General features: G+C 52.7%; 20 protein-coding genes and 1 pseudogene. 16 read left to right on the top strand and 5 right to left on the bottom strand.

The genetic code is table 11. From position 1 onward, the window contains the following. Positions 1 to 69: 69 nt before the first annotated feature. From DI14_RS13755 to DI14_RS13745, 3 genes are read left to right on the top strand one after another with little or no spacing between them, the layout of a single operon-like run. Complete coding sequence (locus tag DI14_RS13755) at positions 70 to 714, top strand: GTP pyrophosphokinase family protein (RefSeq protein WP_034809583.1); 645 nt, start codon at positions 70 to 72, stop codon at positions 712 to 714. Between the two features lie 12 nt (positions 715 to 726). After that, a complete protein-coding gene (locus DI14_RS13750; RefSeq protein WP_034809580.1) occupies positions 727 to 1,524 on the top strand; it encodes an NAD kinase in 798 nt (265 codons plus the stop codon). A gap of 3 nt (positions 1,525 to 1,527) precedes the next feature. Then, a complete protein-coding gene (locus DI14_RS13745) occupies positions 1,528 to 2,397 on the top strand; it encodes an RluA family pseudouridine synthase (RefSeq protein WP_051622737.1) in 870 nt (289 codons plus the stop codon). 37 nt (positions 2,398 to 2,434) lie between these two features. Here the strand turns inward: DI14_RS13745 and DI14_RS13740 are convergent, their stop codons facing one another. Next, positions 2,435 to 3,601: an FtsW/RodA/SpoVE family cell cycle protein gene (locus tag DI14_RS13740; RefSeq protein WP_034809577.1), complete on the bottom strand. Its 1,167-nt coding sequence runs from the start codon at positions 3,599 to 3,601 to the stop codon at positions 2,435 to 2,437. Positions 3,602 to 3,749: 148 nt separating this feature from the next. Between DI14_RS13740 and fabI the strand changes: the two genes are divergently transcribed. Further along, complete coding sequence (fabI, locus tag DI14_RS13735; protein ID WP_034809575.1) at positions 3,750 to 4,523, top strand: enoyl-ACP reductase FabI; 774 nt, start codon at positions 3,750 to 3,752, stop codon at positions 4,521 to 4,523. Positions 4,524 to 4,607: 84 nt separating this feature from the next. Beyond that, a complete protein-coding gene (locus tag DI14_RS13730; protein WP_034809572.1) occupies positions 4,608 to 4,796 on the top strand; it encodes a hypothetical protein in 189 nt (62 codons plus the stop codon). A gap of 2 nt (positions 4,797 to 4,798) precedes the next feature. Here the strand turns inward: DI14_RS13730 and DI14_RS13725 are convergent, their stop codons facing one another. Continuing rightward, positions 4,799 to 5,308 carry a YjcG family protein gene (locus DI14_RS13725; RefSeq protein ID WP_034809570.1) on the bottom strand — a complete coding sequence of 170 codons (510 nt, stop codon included), beginning with the start codon at positions 5,306 to 5,308 and terminating at the stop codon, positions 4,799 to 4,801. A 176-nt stretch (positions 5,309 to 5,484) separates the two neighbouring features. Between DI14_RS13725 and DI14_RS13720 the strand changes: the two genes are divergently transcribed. The 7 genes from DI14_RS13720 to DI14_RS13690 all read left to right on the top strand — a co-directional run bounded on the left by DI14_RS13720 (position 5,485) and on the right by DI14_RS13690 (position 11,068). Further along, positions 5,485 to 6,030 (top strand): phosphatidylglycerophosphatase A, encoded by a 546-nt coding sequence (locus DI14_RS13720; protein WP_034809871.1) that lies wholly within the window; start codon positions 5,485 to 5,487, stop codon positions 6,028 to 6,030. Beyond that, positions 6,030 to 6,617: a phosphatase PAP2 family protein gene (locus DI14_RS13715; protein ID WP_034809568.1), complete on the top strand. Its 588-nt coding sequence runs from the start codon at positions 6,030 to 6,032 to the stop codon at positions 6,615 to 6,617. The genes DI14_RS13720 and DI14_RS13715 overlap by 1 nt, the downstream gene beginning before the upstream one ends. Next, a complete protein-coding gene (locus DI14_RS13710) occupies positions 6,614 to 7,138 on the top strand; it encodes a hypothetical protein (protein WP_034809567.1) in 525 nt (174 codons plus the stop codon). Before DI14_RS13715 ends, DI14_RS13710 begins: the two co-directional genes overlap by 4 nt. A 1-nt stretch (position 7,139) precedes the next feature. Continuing rightward, positions 7,140 to 7,334 carry a hypothetical protein gene (locus tag DI14_RS13705; RefSeq protein WP_034809566.1) on the top strand — a complete coding sequence of 65 codons (195 nt, stop codon included), beginning with the start codon at positions 7,140 to 7,142 and terminating at the stop codon, positions 7,332 to 7,334. 148 nt (positions 7,335 to 7,482) lie between these two features. Beyond that, on the top strand, positions 7,483 to 9,501 hold the full coding sequence (locus DI14_RS13700) for a PTS sugar transporter subunit IIA (protein ID WP_034809564.1): 2,019 nt from the start codon (positions 7,483 to 7,485) through the stop codon (positions 9,499 to 9,501). 3 nt (positions 9,502 to 9,504) lie between these two features. Continuing rightward, positions 9,505 to 9,771 (top strand): PTS sugar transporter subunit IIB, encoded by a 267-nt coding sequence (locus DI14_RS13695; protein ID WP_034809562.1) that lies wholly within the window; start codon positions 9,505 to 9,507, stop codon positions 9,769 to 9,771. 34 nt (positions 9,772 to 9,805) lie between these two features. Next, the gene (locus DI14_RS13690; RefSeq protein WP_034809560.1) at positions 9,806 to 11,068 is read left to right on the top strand and encodes a PTS ascorbate transporter subunit IIC; all 1,263 of its coding nucleotides are present in this window, start codon (positions 9,806 to 9,808) and stop codon (positions 11,066 to 11,068) included. Between the two features lie 44 nt (positions 11,069 to 11,112). On the opposite strand, the gene DI14_RS13685 is transcribed toward DI14_RS13690, so the two are convergent. Both DI14_RS13685 and DI14_RS13680 read right to left on the bottom strand, forming a co-directional pair. Next, entirely contained in the window at positions 11,113 to 11,400 is a 288-nt protein-coding gene (locus DI14_RS13685; RefSeq protein WP_034809559.1) for a hypothetical protein, read from the bottom strand. A gap of 273 nt (positions 11,401 to 11,673) precedes the next feature. Then, positions 11,674 to 12,405 carry a hypothetical protein gene (locus DI14_RS13680; protein WP_034809531.1) on the bottom strand — a complete coding sequence of 244 codons (732 nt, stop codon included), beginning with the start codon at positions 12,403 to 12,405 and terminating at the stop codon, positions 11,674 to 11,676. A gap of 141 nt (positions 12,406 to 12,546) precedes the next feature. On the opposite strand from DI14_RS13680, the gene DI14_RS13675 reads away from it, so the two are divergent. From DI14_RS13675 to DI14_RS13660, 4 genes are all read left to right on the top strand, one after another. Then, the gene (locus DI14_RS13675) at positions 12,547 to 13,119 is read left to right on the top strand and encodes a GNAT family N-acetyltransferase (RefSeq protein ID WP_034809529.1); all 573 of its coding nucleotides are present in this window, start codon (positions 12,547 to 12,549) and stop codon (positions 13,117 to 13,119) included. Continuing rightward, a complete protein-coding gene (locus DI14_RS13670) occupies positions 13,116 to 13,832 on the top strand; it encodes an alpha/beta fold hydrolase (RefSeq protein ID WP_051622736.1) in 717 nt (238 codons plus the stop codon). Before DI14_RS13675 ends, DI14_RS13670 begins: the two co-directional genes overlap by 4 nt. Next, positions 13,819 to 14,379, top strand: coding sequence for an NADPH-dependent FMN reductase (locus DI14_RS13665; protein ID WP_034809528.1), 561 nt, complete (start codon positions 13,819 to 13,821; stop codon positions 14,377 to 14,379). Before DI14_RS13670 ends, DI14_RS13665 begins: the two co-directional genes overlap by 14 nt. 68 nt (positions 14,380 to 14,447) lie before the next feature. Then, entirely contained in the window at positions 14,448 to 14,687 is a 240-nt protein-coding gene (locus tag DI14_RS13660; protein ID WP_034809525.1) for a hypothetical protein, read from the top strand. A 151-nt stretch (positions 14,688 to 14,838) separates the two neighbouring features. On the opposite strand, the pseudogene DI14_RS15645 reads toward DI14_RS13660, so the two are convergent. After that, positions 14,839 to 15,037 (bottom strand): annotated as a pseudogene (locus DI14_RS15645) (transposase); the annotation flags it as partial.

Genomic DNA, 15,037 nt, shown 5'->3' with positions numbered 1-15,037 from the left:
ATACCATACTATCGGATACATACGGAAAAAAGCATGATTTTCCGAAACGAACGAAAGTGGTGACAGCCTATGCAACCGATGGATTGGGATCAATTTTTAGTGCCTTACCAAATCGCAGTCGAAGAGCTGAAAGTGAAGTTTAAAGCGATTCGGAAGCAGTTCAACGCCCAAAATGACCATTCCCCGATTGAGTTCGTGACGGGACGGGTCAAACCGATGGGAAGTATCCTCGAGAAGGCGAAGCGAAAGCAAATTTCTTACGAAAACTTGGCGACCGAGATGCAAGATATCGCGGGTCTACGGATTATGTGCCAATTCGTCGATGACATCGTTCATGTCCTCGAGTTGCTCCATCATCGGACAGATTTCAAAATCGTCGAGGAACGAAACTACATCACACATCAAAAAGAGTCGGGCTACCGGTCTTACCATATCATCATCGAGTACCCGGTCCAGACGATTCACGGTGAATTCCCGACGCTCGTCGAAGTCCAAGTGCGGACGCTCGCGATGAACTTCTGGGCGACGATTGAACATTCACTTAACTATAAGTATGACGGGGACATGCCTAAAGAAGTGCAAGAACGGCTGCGCCGAGCGGCCGAGGCGGCCTTCTTGCTCGATGCCGAGATGAGTCAGCTCCGCGTCGAGATTCAAGACGCGCAGCAAGTGTTCCGCGACAAAGAAATGAACGTCCAGACGGACCAAGACTAGGGGGCATAGACCATGCAGTTTGCGATTGTATCAAGGGGAGACGCGCGATCCGCAGAAATCGCACGTGAGTTGACGGATAAATTGACGACAGCCGGCCATACGGAATCAATCGCGCCGCGTATCGTCGTCTCCGTCGGGGGTGACGGGACGATGCTCCAAGCGTTCCATGAATACAGCGACCGGCTCGATGACGTGCTCCTTGTCGGGATTCATACGGGACATCTCGGTTTTTATGCGGACTGGCAACCGGATGAACTTGACGAGTTGACGGATATGATTACGAGCGAAGCGTTCGAACCGGTATCGTATCCGCTCGTCGAGGTGCTCATTGATTATGAGGACGGAACGACAGAGCGCCATCTTGCCATGAACGAATGTACGATTAAAAACTATAAGCGGACGCTCGTCTGTGACTTGTCGATTCGCGACGATTATTTCGAGACGTTCCGCGGGGATGGGCTCTGTATCTCGACGCCTTCCGGCTCGACGGCCTATAACAAGGCGCTCGGCGGGGCGATCGTTCACCCGTCAATCGAGGCGATTCAAGTGACCGAGATGGCGTCGATCAACAATCTCGTCTATCGCACGATCGGCTCGCCGCTGTTGTTGCCGAAACACCACCAAGTGAAGATCGCGCCGCATACGAAGACGGAATTCGAGCTCGCGTTTGACCATCAAGAGGCAGGGTCATGGTCAAACGTGCGCTCGCTCCGTTGTGCGGTCGCGAAAGAAAAAGTGACGTTCGCGCGCTTCCGGCCGTTCCCGTTTTGGCGGCGGGTGCGTGAATCGTTTATCGAGGAAGGAAAGTAACCGATGTATGGATTGACGTTGCGTCGCGTCGTAGGGACAAGTGCCTTGCTTCGCGATTTTTTAATGATAGATTGCGGCATCTCGCGGAAGATGCTGGCCCAAGTGAAGCAAGCGGGGCTCATCCTCGTGAACGGAGAGCCCAAGACCGTCCGCTACACGGTATCGGTCGGTGACGAAGTGACGGTTCATTTCCCTTCCGAACAGCCGTCCGAGACGATGGTGCGTTCAAGCCGTCCGCTTACAGTCTTATATGAGGATGAATGGATGCTAGCCGTCGATAAACCGGCAGGAATCGCGACGATCCCTTCACGGCTTCATCCAATCGATACGCTCGCGAACGCCGTGCTCGGCTATTATCAAGCGATTCAGCTCGATTCGGCGATTCACGTCATCAATCGACTCGACCGGGACACGAGCGGTGTCGTCTTGTTCGCGAAGTACGCGTACGTTCACCACCGTTTTAGCGAGTTGCAAAAACAAGGCGGTTTGACCCGGACGTACACGGCGCTCATCGAAGGGGAAATCGAGCCGCAGACGATTGACGCTCCGATCGGTCGAGCCGAACATTCCATCATGGAACGGGTCGTCACACCGGACGGGCAGCGTGCGGTGACCCACGTTCGACAGACCGTCTCGCACGGGGACGTATCCGCCTTGACGATTCAGCTTGAGACCGGACGAACACATCAAATCCGAGTGCATCTGCGGCACCTCGGGTATCCGTTAATCGGGGACACGATGTACGGGGGCAACACGCGACTTCCGCGGCATGCGCTCCACAGCCTCGATGCCACGTTCCATCATCCGCTGACGGACGAACTGCTGACCGTGACAGCTCCGATACCAGAGGACTTTCGACAGCTCCTCATATAAAAACAGCCCCGGCGCAATGAGCGTCCGGGGCTGTTGGTCAATCGTCGTCAAACATATACGTTTTTGATTTCGAGGCAACGTTCATGACGAGGCCGACGGCAATCATGTTCATGAGTAACGACGTCCCGCCGTAACTGACGAACGGGAGTGGCAAACCGGTGATTGGAAGTACCCCAATCGTCATGCCGATGTTTTGGAACACTTGGAACGTGAACATGGCGACGATGCCGGTAACGATGTAGCTACCGAACGGGCTGCTCGACTCGAGGGCGATATGGATCATGCGATACAAGAACAAGAAGAAGACGATGATGACGATCGCGGCACCGATAAAGCCGTAGTGCTCGGCGATGACGGCAAAGATAAAATCGGTTTGGGATTCGGGCAAATAGACGAGCCCTTGGCCGTAACCGGCCCCAAACATTTGTCCCGAGCCGATCGCTTGGAGCGATTTGATGAGCTGGAACGCCAAATCGTCCGAATACTCGTACGGATAAATCCAGGCCTGAAAACGGTTGAGCGCGTGACCAGGGAAAATCTTCGAGAGCGTCTCGAAATGGAAGAAGAACAGATACATGAATCCGCCGATGGCGATTCCGGCCGCTGTGAACAGGCCGAGGAGCCACTTCCAACCGATCCCGGAGACGATGATGACCGCACCGAGCATCGTAATCAAGACGAGTCCAATCCCGAGGTCAGGCTGTGTCACGATGAGCCCGAGCGGCGGCAATGTCACGAGCACGAGTTTCGTCAACAGCCACGTGTCGAGCTGCGATGTGCCGAATCGTTTGTTATGGTCATAGATGATGGTCGACATCGTGATCAACAAGAACAATTTCATGAACTCTGCCGGTTGGAAGCTGAATCCCGGCAAGTTATACCAGCCGTACGCCCCGTTGATGTTCGGGACGAGCGTCGTGTCGCGGAGCGGGATGAGCCCACCGAGTAAAATCAGACCGAACGCATATAAAAACCAATGAATCTTTCGAAGCTGTTCATATTCGATCGTCATGACGACAAGCATCGCCACGAACCCGATGACATACCAAGTGGCTTGTTGGACGGCAAAGTTGATGCCTTGCAGGCGGACAGGGAGCATCGGCTGGGCCGTGTAGATGGCTCCGAGGCTAATCACCATCAAAAAGAAGACGATGGTCAACAGCGTCGTGTCCAAACTTTTAAAATAAGATTGAATGCGGTTCATGTGGAGTCGTGTCACCCTTTCTATACGTATTTTATCTTACATTAACTAAAAAAATCGCAATACGTTCTGAGTCGGTTGACAAAACAGACACCGTTCTGTAATCTTATAACAGATGTTATTACCAGGTACTAAAAAAGGGGAGTTTACAATGTCAATCTATCCAACGTTAACGAACAAGACATACGTCGTCATGGGGATCGCCAATAAACGTTCAATCGCCTGGGCGATTGCCAAAACGCTAGACGAAGCCGGAGCGAAGCTCGTGCTCACGTATGCCGCGGAACGGTTCAAGTCGGGACTCGAGTCACTCGCAGCTGAACTTAAAGGAGACGCGCTCCTGCTCGAGTGTGATGTGACGAATGACGAAGCGATTGACACGACGTTCAAAACGATCCATGAACAAGCGGGCGAGATTCAAGGAATCGCGCACTCGATCGCGTTCGCGGACAAAGAGGCGCTCCGGGGTGAATTCTCTGAGATGACGCGCGGGCAGTTCGCCCAAGCGCTCGATATCTCGGCTTACAGCTTGACGGCTGTCGTCAAAGCAGCGAAACCATATTTCGCCGCTGACGCCGCGGTCATCACGCTTACGTATCTCGGTGGAGAACGCGTCGTGCCGAACTACAACTTGATGGGCGTCGCGAAAGCCGCGCTCGACTCGAGCGTCACATACTTGGCGAACGAATACGGCCCTCAAGGCGTCCGCGTCAATGCCATTTCAGCTGGTCCGATTCGCACGCTTTCGGCAAAAGGCGTCGGTGACTTCAACAGCATCTTGTCTGAACTTGAGCAGAAGGCACCACTTCGTCGCAACGTCTCGGCAGAAGAAGTGGCATCGACCGCATTGTTCCTCTTGTCTAGCATGGGCAGCGGCGTGACGGGAGAAGTCATCCACGTCGATAGCGGCTACCATATTTTATAAGTTTGGGAAAGGGTGCGGCAATGCGCCCTTTTTTGTATTATCGTGGAACGGTTTCGGGTAAGGACCTGTGAGGGAGGGGAAGTCATGGGTCCTTATCAGATTGATTTCACAGTCGTCCAATACGGGAATCGCCAAGTCCAACCAACTGAACGGGCAAGCATCGAACCGGTGACGCGCATCAAGCGGGTACAGCGGATTCGGCCTCGGCAAGAAGAATGGTTAGAAGCCGAACAACAGAAAAGCCCCGGTCGTCTCATCGACCGGAGCGTCTAATATTATCCGCGGAACCGGAACGTCTCATAGACGTTCCACGTTTCGTTTTCAAGCTCATACATGACGGCCATCCGTGTGATCGTCTCTTCGAAATGGACTTGTTCCATCCGCATACGCTCGAGCACATCAAACAGCTCGGCATCGGCCAAGTCTTGACCGATTGTGATATGCGGCAGGAACTCGTATTTCGGCGGCTGATTGAGGACGCCTTCATGTAATTTTTGTTGGAGTGTGGCCAATTCGCGTGTCGGTAACACTTTTAAGTAGAGGACGTTATTCGTCGGTGCGAACGAGCGGACACCATCAATCTTCAATTGGATCGGCTTCGTCTCGTCGGCGACTTGCTGCAAATATTCGAGCACTCTCGGCAAGTCGGCTTCGTCTATTTCCGTACGCTCTTTAACTGTCACGTGTGGTGAGATGAGCGCGTACTTTGTATCGTAACGCTTCCGATACGAGTTGGCGAAATCTTGAACTTGTTTTGATGGAAATAAGACTACCCCAATCTTCATTCCAGTTCCCCCTTTAATAGTGGTCTTCCCATTTATGATGAACGATTTATGGAGGGAAGTCAAAGCGGGCTTAGTCTTTTTTTCGATTTTTCAGTATAATGGAATGGAAGTACGATGAGGACGTATCATGTCCTCGAGAGGAAAGGATGTGGAGCGGGACGAGCGCCCGCCTAATTATGAAAAATGTACCGCACTCACGAGACGTCCGCGAGGCCGCACGGGCCCGTTTGATTGAACGAGGCGTATCGATTGAATCAATCGGTGAAATCGTCTATCAGATGCAGGCGCCTTATTCGCCGCACTTGACGTTAAAAGATTGCATGGACTCGGTCGAGGCCGTGCTCGATAAACGCGAACTGCAGCACGCCATCCTCGTCGGATCTGAACTCGACATCTTGGCCGAGCGCGGTCAGTTGTCGGAGCCGCTCTTGTCCATCGTCGCATCGGACGAAGGTTTGTTCGGGGTCGACGAGACAATCGCGATCGGGGCCGTCAACACGTACGGTTCGATTGCGGTCACGACGTTCGGTTACTTAGATAAAGCGAAAATCGGAATCATCAAGCAGCTCGACACGAAGATGGAGGATGGTCAAGTCCATACGTTCATGGACGACCTCGTCGGCGCGATTGCCGCGAACGCCTCTGGTCGACTCGCGCACCGCTTGCGTGACATGACCGATTTCGGAGAAGGCGAGATGCGCGAACGAAAAGGATTATATTGATGGATCGTCGAGCTAAACTGCTCCTCTTCGCCGGGACGCTGGGCTATGCCCTCGTCTCGGTGATTGTCGTTCTAGGGGCGGCCGCACCAATCGATACGTTCGTCTATGAACGGCTTGCGCCGCTCGCCGGGCCGACGTTCGCCTATATTACGGAGCTCGGAAGCGTGCGCGTCTTGATCGGGCTCTCGTTCGTCGGGATGTTGTTCTGGCTATGGCGCGGCAATCGAGGCGAGGCATTCCGCTTGCCGATCGTCGTCATCGGCACGCTCCTATTGACGCAATTGCTAAAGCTCGTCTATGGCATCGAACGTCCGCTCATCGACGCTGCTCTCGATGCGACGACGTATAGCTTCCCAAGCGGACACGCTTCAGGGTCGCTCGCCCTCTACGGGTTGATTGCCTATTCGCTCTATCGGGCAAATCGTTCGTCCGTACTCGTCTTGTTGGCGATGACGCTCGTCGTCTTCGTCTCATTCAGCCGAGTCGTATTAAACGTTCATTACTTTAGTGACGTCCTCGGGGGCTGGTTCGTGGCAATCGTCGTCATCGTCGTCTCCGAGTGGTGGTTGAGGAGGAAACAGAATTGATACTTGTGACAGAAGTCGAGAGTTGGTTGTTCATGGATCAACTGACAGCCGATCAGGCAGCCGTCCCGACGATTTTAGTGGAGAAAGACCAGACCAGGGCCCGTTCGTTCACCCCGATGCGGACGTTGTTCCAGTTGAAAAAATGGACGGCGGCTAACGCGTTCATCCCGCTGTTGTCATGCGACGAGACCGCGTATAAGGCGTATGAAGTGTTCCATGTCGACGCATTGCCGCCTTTCGCTTTGCTTCAAGGGGGACGTGTGCTGTTGAGAGCGAACGAGTCGGATGCGGCATACGAAAAAGCGCTCGCGATGAGTCGGAAGACGACGGACGAAGACGTTCTAGGGTTTGCGCTTCAATACTTGAAAGAAATGCTTGATGACGAGATCGTCTTGGCAAGCCGGTTGGATTTGACTGCTGTGTCTCGCGTGCCGGAAGACGTATATGTACCCGGGGACGTCGTCACGACCGGGCAACGATTATTCGCTTGGGCCAATGCCGAAGTGGAAAGGGGAGCGTGAGATGAACGAGTGGGAAACGCAGATGCAACGTCTGCTTGACGGTGAAATCGGGGAAGTGAGCGTCCCGAAAGAGGACTTTTTGACGGTGCGTTCCTTATTGGTCGAGAAAGGGTGGTTGTTTCACGTCGTTGGGGAAGCGAAACATGGTGGTGTGACGATTTACCGACGAAACGAACAAGCACCGGCGGCGGAATGAATCGATGAGGCGAGGGGAATCCCTCGCCTTTTTCTGTCCGCTAGCGGTCAGACAGAATTTTTGAAGGGGCGGCCCGGAAATCCTGTCGTAAACGCTTACATAAAGGGCTGATTTCTCTCGTATACTGAAGGTGTAGGAGGCCTCTACTATGTTACTAAATGAAAAAAGCAAACGGATTATCCAAGTTCTCATGCATGAGAACGACGTGACGTTACCATTGCTCACGTTGATGTTGCCGTATTCAAAACGGACGATTGAATATGAATTGGAACGGATTCAGCAGTGGCTGAGCGATCGCGATTTGCCACGTCTAGAGATGGAAGGGACGTCGATTCGACTGCTCGACGACCCACGCATTCAGGAGCAGGTCGAACGGGCCGAGCTACTCTTCTCTGAAGATGAACGCGAACTGTTAATCATCTTTTACACGTTGACGACAGACGAGTTTTTGTCGGGCGTCCATTATCAACAGCTGCTCGACGTCTCGAAGTTCACGGTGCAAGAGAGTTTGAACGCCGTCAAGGCGAGTGCCGCCCAGTTCGGGCTCGACTTCGCCTATACGCGGCGTACTGGTTATCACGTCAACGGACATCCGCAGACGATTGCCCTCTACTTGTATCGGGCGGTCGAACGTTTGGTCGAGCTGTCGACGAAAGAGCGGTTGATCAGTGCCGTCATCGACACGTGGCAGACCGACCGCGACCGTTTAATCAAACAGATTGAGTCGTATGAACAGCTACACCAGTTTCGTTTTGTCGAAAGTCATCGCGAGAAGCTCGCTTACTTTTTGTTGCTCGGTAGCCGACTCGCCCGGACGGAAGCGCATGACGAGGAAGACGTGATATTGTTCGAGAACACGGATGAATCGCTACGAGAACATTTTAACCAAGTGCCTCATTTATGGGTCACGCTCGACATGCTCGTCAAGAGCGGGCCAAAAATGGAAGAGGAGATGGACGCGAACGTCCAGCAAGATTTGTCGCTCGTCATGATGGAAGTCATCGAACGGTTCGAGGCGTTGAGCTGTACGTTCATCATCGAACGTGAGGCGTTATGTGAGAAGCTCGTCCTTCATTCGAAGGCCACGCTCCAGCGTGTGTACACCGGCCTCGAGGCGCCTCGGGAGCTTGAGCGCTATGTGATGAAAGAACATCAAGTCTTGAACGTGCTCGTCGACAAGTCGCTCGAGCCGTTTCGGAAACGAATCGACAAGGTGATTCCGAAACACGAAGTGATGTACTATACGCTTCACTTCGCGGCGCATCTCCATCGTCAAGGACAGCACTTAGATGACAAGATGAAGGCCATTGTCGTCTGTCCGAGCGGGGTGAGCGTCTCGCATATGCTCGATCATATCCTGAAAAACCAGTTCCCGGAGTTCGTGTTCTTGCCACCGATTTCACAGCGTGACGTGGAGCGGTTCGCGCCACTTGTCGACATCGTCTTCACGACGGTGCCGCTCCCGCGTGACGTGCAACGGGTCGCACACGTCATGCTCGTCCCGACGTTGCCGACACGGCTCGAACAAGTCGCCTTGAAGCGAGAAATCGGAAAGCGCTTCTTTCACAACGTACAAGAGGTTCCGCTCCAACTCGATGACGTGATGCACGTGATTGAGAAGCACGCGACGGTTACGAATGAACGGCAACTGAGACGAGAGCTTCGGGCGTTGCTCAATCCGAATCAAAACCCGATGAGGTCAGAGGGGGAACAACCAGTGTTAAATGAATTGATTACGCACGACAACGTGCAGTTGATGGAACGTGCAAGTGATTGGCAAGAGGCGATCCGCCTCGCGGCCCGGCCGCTTGAAGTAACCGGCGCGATTGAGACGCGTTATGTTGAGACGATGATTGACAACGTGGAACAGCATGGCCCGTATATCGTGTTGATGCCGGACGTGGCCATTCCGCACGCTCGTCCTGAAGACGGGGTCCGCGAGCTCGGCATGAGCGTCTTAAAACTGACAGAACCGGTCGTCTTTCCGACCGACAAGCCCGTCCGTCTCTTCTTCGTCCTCGCGGCGATCGATCAGACGACACATTTAAAAGCGCTAGCACAACTGACAGAGCTGCTCGGTAACGGTACCGATTTGTCAGAAGTATTACACGCCGAATCGATTGAACAAATGTTACAAGTCATCACTAAATATTCGGAGGAGGAATAAATCATGAAAAAGATTTTAGTAGTATGCGGGAACGGGTTAGGATCAAGTTTCATCATGGAGTTGAACGTGAAAAAAGCGCTCGAACAGATGGGGAAAGAAGCGGAAGTGTCGCACACGGACATCGCCACGGCTCGGACGGAACCGGCGGATATTTACCTCGGCGCAAAAGACATCATCACGACGTTAGATGACGGGACGCGGACAATCGTCGCACTCGAGAACGTGATGGATATCGAACAGATCAAAGCTCACTTGAGCGACAAGCTGTAAGTGATTATTTCGGGACGGTAAGGGGGAACAACGTATGCTTGATTTGATAATGCGAGATATATTGGGAACACCAGCGATTCTGGTCGGGTTGTTTGCGCTGATCGGCCTCATGCTTCAAAAGAAAGACGTCGCTTCCGTCGTTTCAGGGACGTTGAAGACGATCATGGGATTCGTCATCATCGGGGCCGGGGCCGGTGTCATTATCGCCGCGCTCGACATCTTTGGACGGATGTTCGATGAGGCGTTCAGTATTCGCGGGGTCATCCCGAACAACGAGGCGATCGTCGCCGTCGCTCAAGACGCGTTCGGTGTCGAGACGGCGATGATCATGGTGTTCGGGATGATTATGAACATCGTCTTGGCTCGTTTCACCCCGTTCAAGTATATTTTCTTGACGGGTCACCACACGCTCTTCATGGCGAGCTTGCTCGCTGCGATTCTTTCGGTATCGGGACTTGAAGGCGTCATGCTCGTCGCCGTCGGCTCGGTGCTACTCGGATTGTGTATGGTGCTCTTCCCGGCGCTCTTGCAACCGTTCGTCCGTCAAATCACGGGATCGGACGACTTTGCGGTCGGACACTTCGGTTCCCTTGGGTATTTCGTCTCTGGGACGATCGGGAAATATGCCGGGAACAAAGAGCATTCAACGGAACAGATTAAAGTACCGAAACAGCTTGGTTTCCTTCGCGATACGTCAGTCGCCGTCTCCTTGACGATGACGCTCTTGTTCATCGTCGTCGCCTTGTTCGCCGGTCCGGCGTTCATTGAAAGTGAACTTTCAGGCGGATCGAACTATATCGTCTTCTCGGTCATTCAAGCAATCACGTTTGCGGCGGGTGTCTATATCGTCCTCGCGGGTGTCCGGATGTTGATCGCGGAAATCGTGCCTGCGTTCAAAGGGATTGCCGACAAGATGGTACCAAACGCCAAACCGGCGCTCGACTGTCCGACGGTCTTCCCGTTCGCACCGAACGCCGTCATCATCGGCTTCTTGGCGAGCTTCACGGCCGGATTGATTGCGATGTTCTTCTTGCCGCTCTTCGGGCTCGCGGTCATCGTCCCAGGTCTAGTGCCACACTTCTTCACTGGGGCAACGGCCGGGGTGTTCGGGAACGCGACCGGCGGACGGCGTGGTGCCTTGCTCGGTGCGTTTGCGAACGGGTTATTGATTTCCTTCTTGCCAGCACTATTGTTGCCGCTCCTCGGAAATCTCGGGTTCGAGAGTACGACGTTCGGCGACTCCGACTTCGCGCTCGTCGGGATTCTAATCAGCTGGTTCGTCTCGCTCTTCACGTGAGGCGCATGAGAAAAGCCGTCCCTTTCAAAGGGGACGGCTTTTCGTCAGGCGTTCGAGGCCAATTTGATTTTTTGTCGTTTCAGCTTGTGCAGTAACCAGGCATGGAGCACGTCACAAGAGTGGTGAGGCAAGGTCAGTTCCACGAGCGGGTTCGTCTGACCGAATATAGTGAAGCGCGAATGGTCCTCGTCGAGCATCGAGACTTGAATATCGGTCGCTTCTTGGAGCGAAATTCGTTGCTCGCCGGCAATGGCATCTTTTAATTTCAGCATTTTTCCATTCGTCGCAAACTTGGTGAACGAAGAGATTCCCTGTACTTTCAGTTGTTCCATTTCGTGTATCTATCCATCTGCGTGATGAATAGATTTTCACCTCGCTTTCTCTATATTGCCTTCGCTTCCTCGAGAAGGTTATTCCTAGTATAACGCCCTGTCCCAAAAAGAAAAGAGTCAATTTAACGAAAAATTTAGACAATTTGTTATCAAAATTTAAAAATAGTATTTATGCGCCGGCCCGATGCGGTTTCAAGTAGATTTTGCCTGCCCGCAATAACAAAAAAGAACCTAAAACATGAAGGCTCTTGTCTGTTCGGTACATCGATGAACTTAAAACCGCTCGATTTCCCATGTGCGGCGTCGATACGTCAATTGGCCTTTGAGCGCAATCGATTCTTTCTTCGCGTCGAAGTCTTCTTCTAACACCGACATGTCCTCGTAACGGCCCGCCACGTAGAAGGAAATGGTGATATAGCGATTGAACAAGCTCCGTTTCGTATGGTCGAAGTCGATAATCAACCCTTGCGGGGCAAGGGTGAGCAATTCATCGATGACTTGGAGCGGAATCGGGACGAAGCTGATGTTTCGGATGTCACGGTCGAGTTTGCTCTGAAGCACGCTTTGAAGAAAACGATTGATCGAGGCCCAATCTCTTATGTATAGGCTACTATGTCGATCGTTCGCTTCGTTGAAGAAAGCAATCTCGTTTTGAATCGAGTGAAGAAACGGCGTTTTCAACCCTCGTTCCATATGGCTTAAAAACAGAATCTCGGCAATCTCGTGGTCCGATAACGATTCGAGCACATGATAGTCCGGAAAGTCGATGGCGGTGAACGTCGTCTGATTGTTTAAATATCGTGATGAAAACGTGGCGAGTTCATGCGCCTCGATATAACGGAAACGGGTCCGCGTCGATTGGCGCATCCCTTTGACGTCCGTTCGGCAGATAATCATCGGGCGAGCGAGCGAGAGCGCCTCGGCGACATCGCTCAACGTTACGCCGTGCAGTGTGAAACGTTGTAATTCCCGGTCTTGTTTCATGTAGAATAACTGTTTTGACATGTTTATCCCCTCAGTTCGAAGTCGCTTTCCTTAATTTTAGCAAATCCATTTCCGGTACGCCATGTTCGAGAGGGTTGAACTGACGATTTTGGAGGAAAACAAGCTATAATTGAAAAAAGTATAAAGAAAGGCGGGTTCATTATGTGGGGGTTAAAGAAAAGTTTTCCGGAGCTCGCTACGAATCGCTTCACGCTGAGAGAGCTTGAACCTCGTGATGCCCGGGCGCTCTATACGATTTTGTCGACCGAGGACGTCATGCGATACTACGGGTCCGACCCGCTCCTTGCCGTCTATGAAGCAAAGAACGTCATCGCCTATTTCAAAGACCAGTTCCAGCAAGGCAAAGCGATCCGTTGGGCCATTTGCGACCGTGTGACCGACGAGCTGGTCGGGACGATTGGCTTCCATAATTGGACCCCGCAATATTACCGGGCCGAGATTGGCTTTGAGGTCGCGAAGAGTCATTGGCGCCAGGGTGTGGCGCACGAGGCGGCGACGGCCGTCATCAACCACGGGTTCAACGAGTTCAAGTTTCATCGCATCTCGGCACTCGTCGCCCCGGAGAATGACGGGTCGAATCGATTGGTTCAAAAACTTGGCTTCACCGAAGAAGGGTTGCTCCATGACTATGCGTATAGTCATGGACGATTCATGGATTTGACGATGTACCGGTTGTTACGAGACGAGTGGGTGATGAGGGGGGAACGAGGATGAACGTCGTATTGTTGCACGGGTTATGTGGATCGCCGGATTATTTCGATGCGCTCGAGCCGCTCCTTGAGGCGGAGGTGTATGCGTTGACGTTACCTGGCCATAACGGACAAGTTGCCGGACCGGAGACGATGGATGCGTTTGCGGATTGGGTGATCGAAGAAATTCGATTGCGAGACATCGTGCGCCCCGTCATGATCGGCCACTCGTTCGGTGGCTATATTACGACGAACATGCTGCGCCGGTATCCGGACGAATTGTCGGGCTTCGGTTTGATTCATTCGACCGCCGCAGCGGATACGGACGAGGCAAGGGAAAAGCGCAATCAAGCAATCGAGCGCGTCGTTGAAGAAGGGGTCGTTCCGTTTATCGACACGATGATTCCGAGCGTGTTCGCAAAGGATTCCGCTGGAGCGCTTATCGAACGAGCGAAACAGATCGGCTACAAGATGTCAAAGGAAGGCATCATCTCGGCCCAACTCGCCATCCGAGACCGAGCCGATGAGACCGATACGGTGCGCCATACGGGCTTGCCGGGTCTCTTCGTATATGGAGAGAAAGACCCGAACATGGATGAGGCGCGGGCGTTCCTCGGTGCCGAACGTCATACTTGCCGCAAACTTCCCTTCAGTCATATGGGGATGATGGAAGCACCAGAAGAAGAGGCACGACTCATTAACGCTTGGCTTAAGGAGGAATTCCATGGAACCGTTTAAACTCGTCGCAGTATCGGGCAGCCTACGTAAAGCATCATACAACACGGCGCTCTTGCACTCGATTATCGAACTTGCACGCGGTCGATTCGACATTTCGATTCACTCGATCGAACTGCCGCTATATAACGATGACTTGATCGATCCGGATGAACCGGAAGCGGTCATCGCATTCAAACGAGCAGTGCGTGAAGCGGACGGGTTTCTCGTCGTCACGCCCGAATATAACCATAGCATCCCTGGCGTGCTGAAAAATGCGATCGACTGGCTCTCGCTCGAACCGGGTTCACCGCTCGGCGGTAAACCGGTTATGATTGCCGGCGCCTCGCCGGGCATCCTCGGGACGGCCCGTTGCCAAATCCACCTCCGTCAAATATTTGCCACAAATAAGGCAAACGTTTTACCAGGAAACGAAATTTTCATTACGCATTGTAAAGAAAAGATTGGTACTGATGGATTGCATGATGAGAAGTCGATTGTTCAAATTCAAAAAGTGTTATCTGAGTATTACAATTGGATTGATTTTTGGAAGCGTCACGCAAAATCTTAACTTGAACTCCCTTCATTTGTTTGATAGAAATGAATTGTGAAAACAAACACAAAGGGAGCGACTACAACATGGAAACGTATATTGAACTGTACAACGGCGGCGAGTTAGAGGACCGGGCAGTCATCAATGACGGGATGACGTTCGGACGAGTGACGATTGTGGAGATGTTCTATCAGACGGGTCACATCTTTGGCTATGTGAAAGCTGATGGCGAGAAAACGTTCTTCCTCGAGCCAATCGCCGAAGACGATACGTTCACTGCCGAAGGCGAAACGTATTCACTCCAACAGTTCATCGCCCTATTCTAACGTTCACAAACGCAAGCGACTCGCTTGCGTTTCAGGCTGTTGACGAACCAATTCGCTTCTCGCGGATTGGTTCGTCTTTTTTAGGTTCGATGAGCTTGAGGCGCTCTGCCCGGCACAAGATTGAAAAAATGGTATGTATACGGTCTCTCCAGGCCAACAGGTTGGCCAGCTTCTTCATGTTTTGTGCGGTGGCTGCCACCAGGTTGGCGCGCTGGACCGCCTCACGCCCACGGTAGAACGTGAAACGGAGCCCATGAAGCTCCTTCGCGTCAGCGAACGAGCGCTCCACGGTCTGTGGCCGGAGACGGTATAGGTATTGACCGGATGCGGTCAATCGATTCCTGTTCACC

Origin of the sequence: Exiguobacterium sp. AB2 (assembly GCF_000696055.1) — a bacterium.
GTDB lineage: Bacteria > Bacillota > Bacilli > Exiguobacteriales > Exiguobacteriaceae > Exiguobacterium > Exiguobacterium alkaliphilum.
Note: the sequence above shows the minus strand (reverse complement) of the source record. Positions and strands in the feature narration are given on the sequence as shown.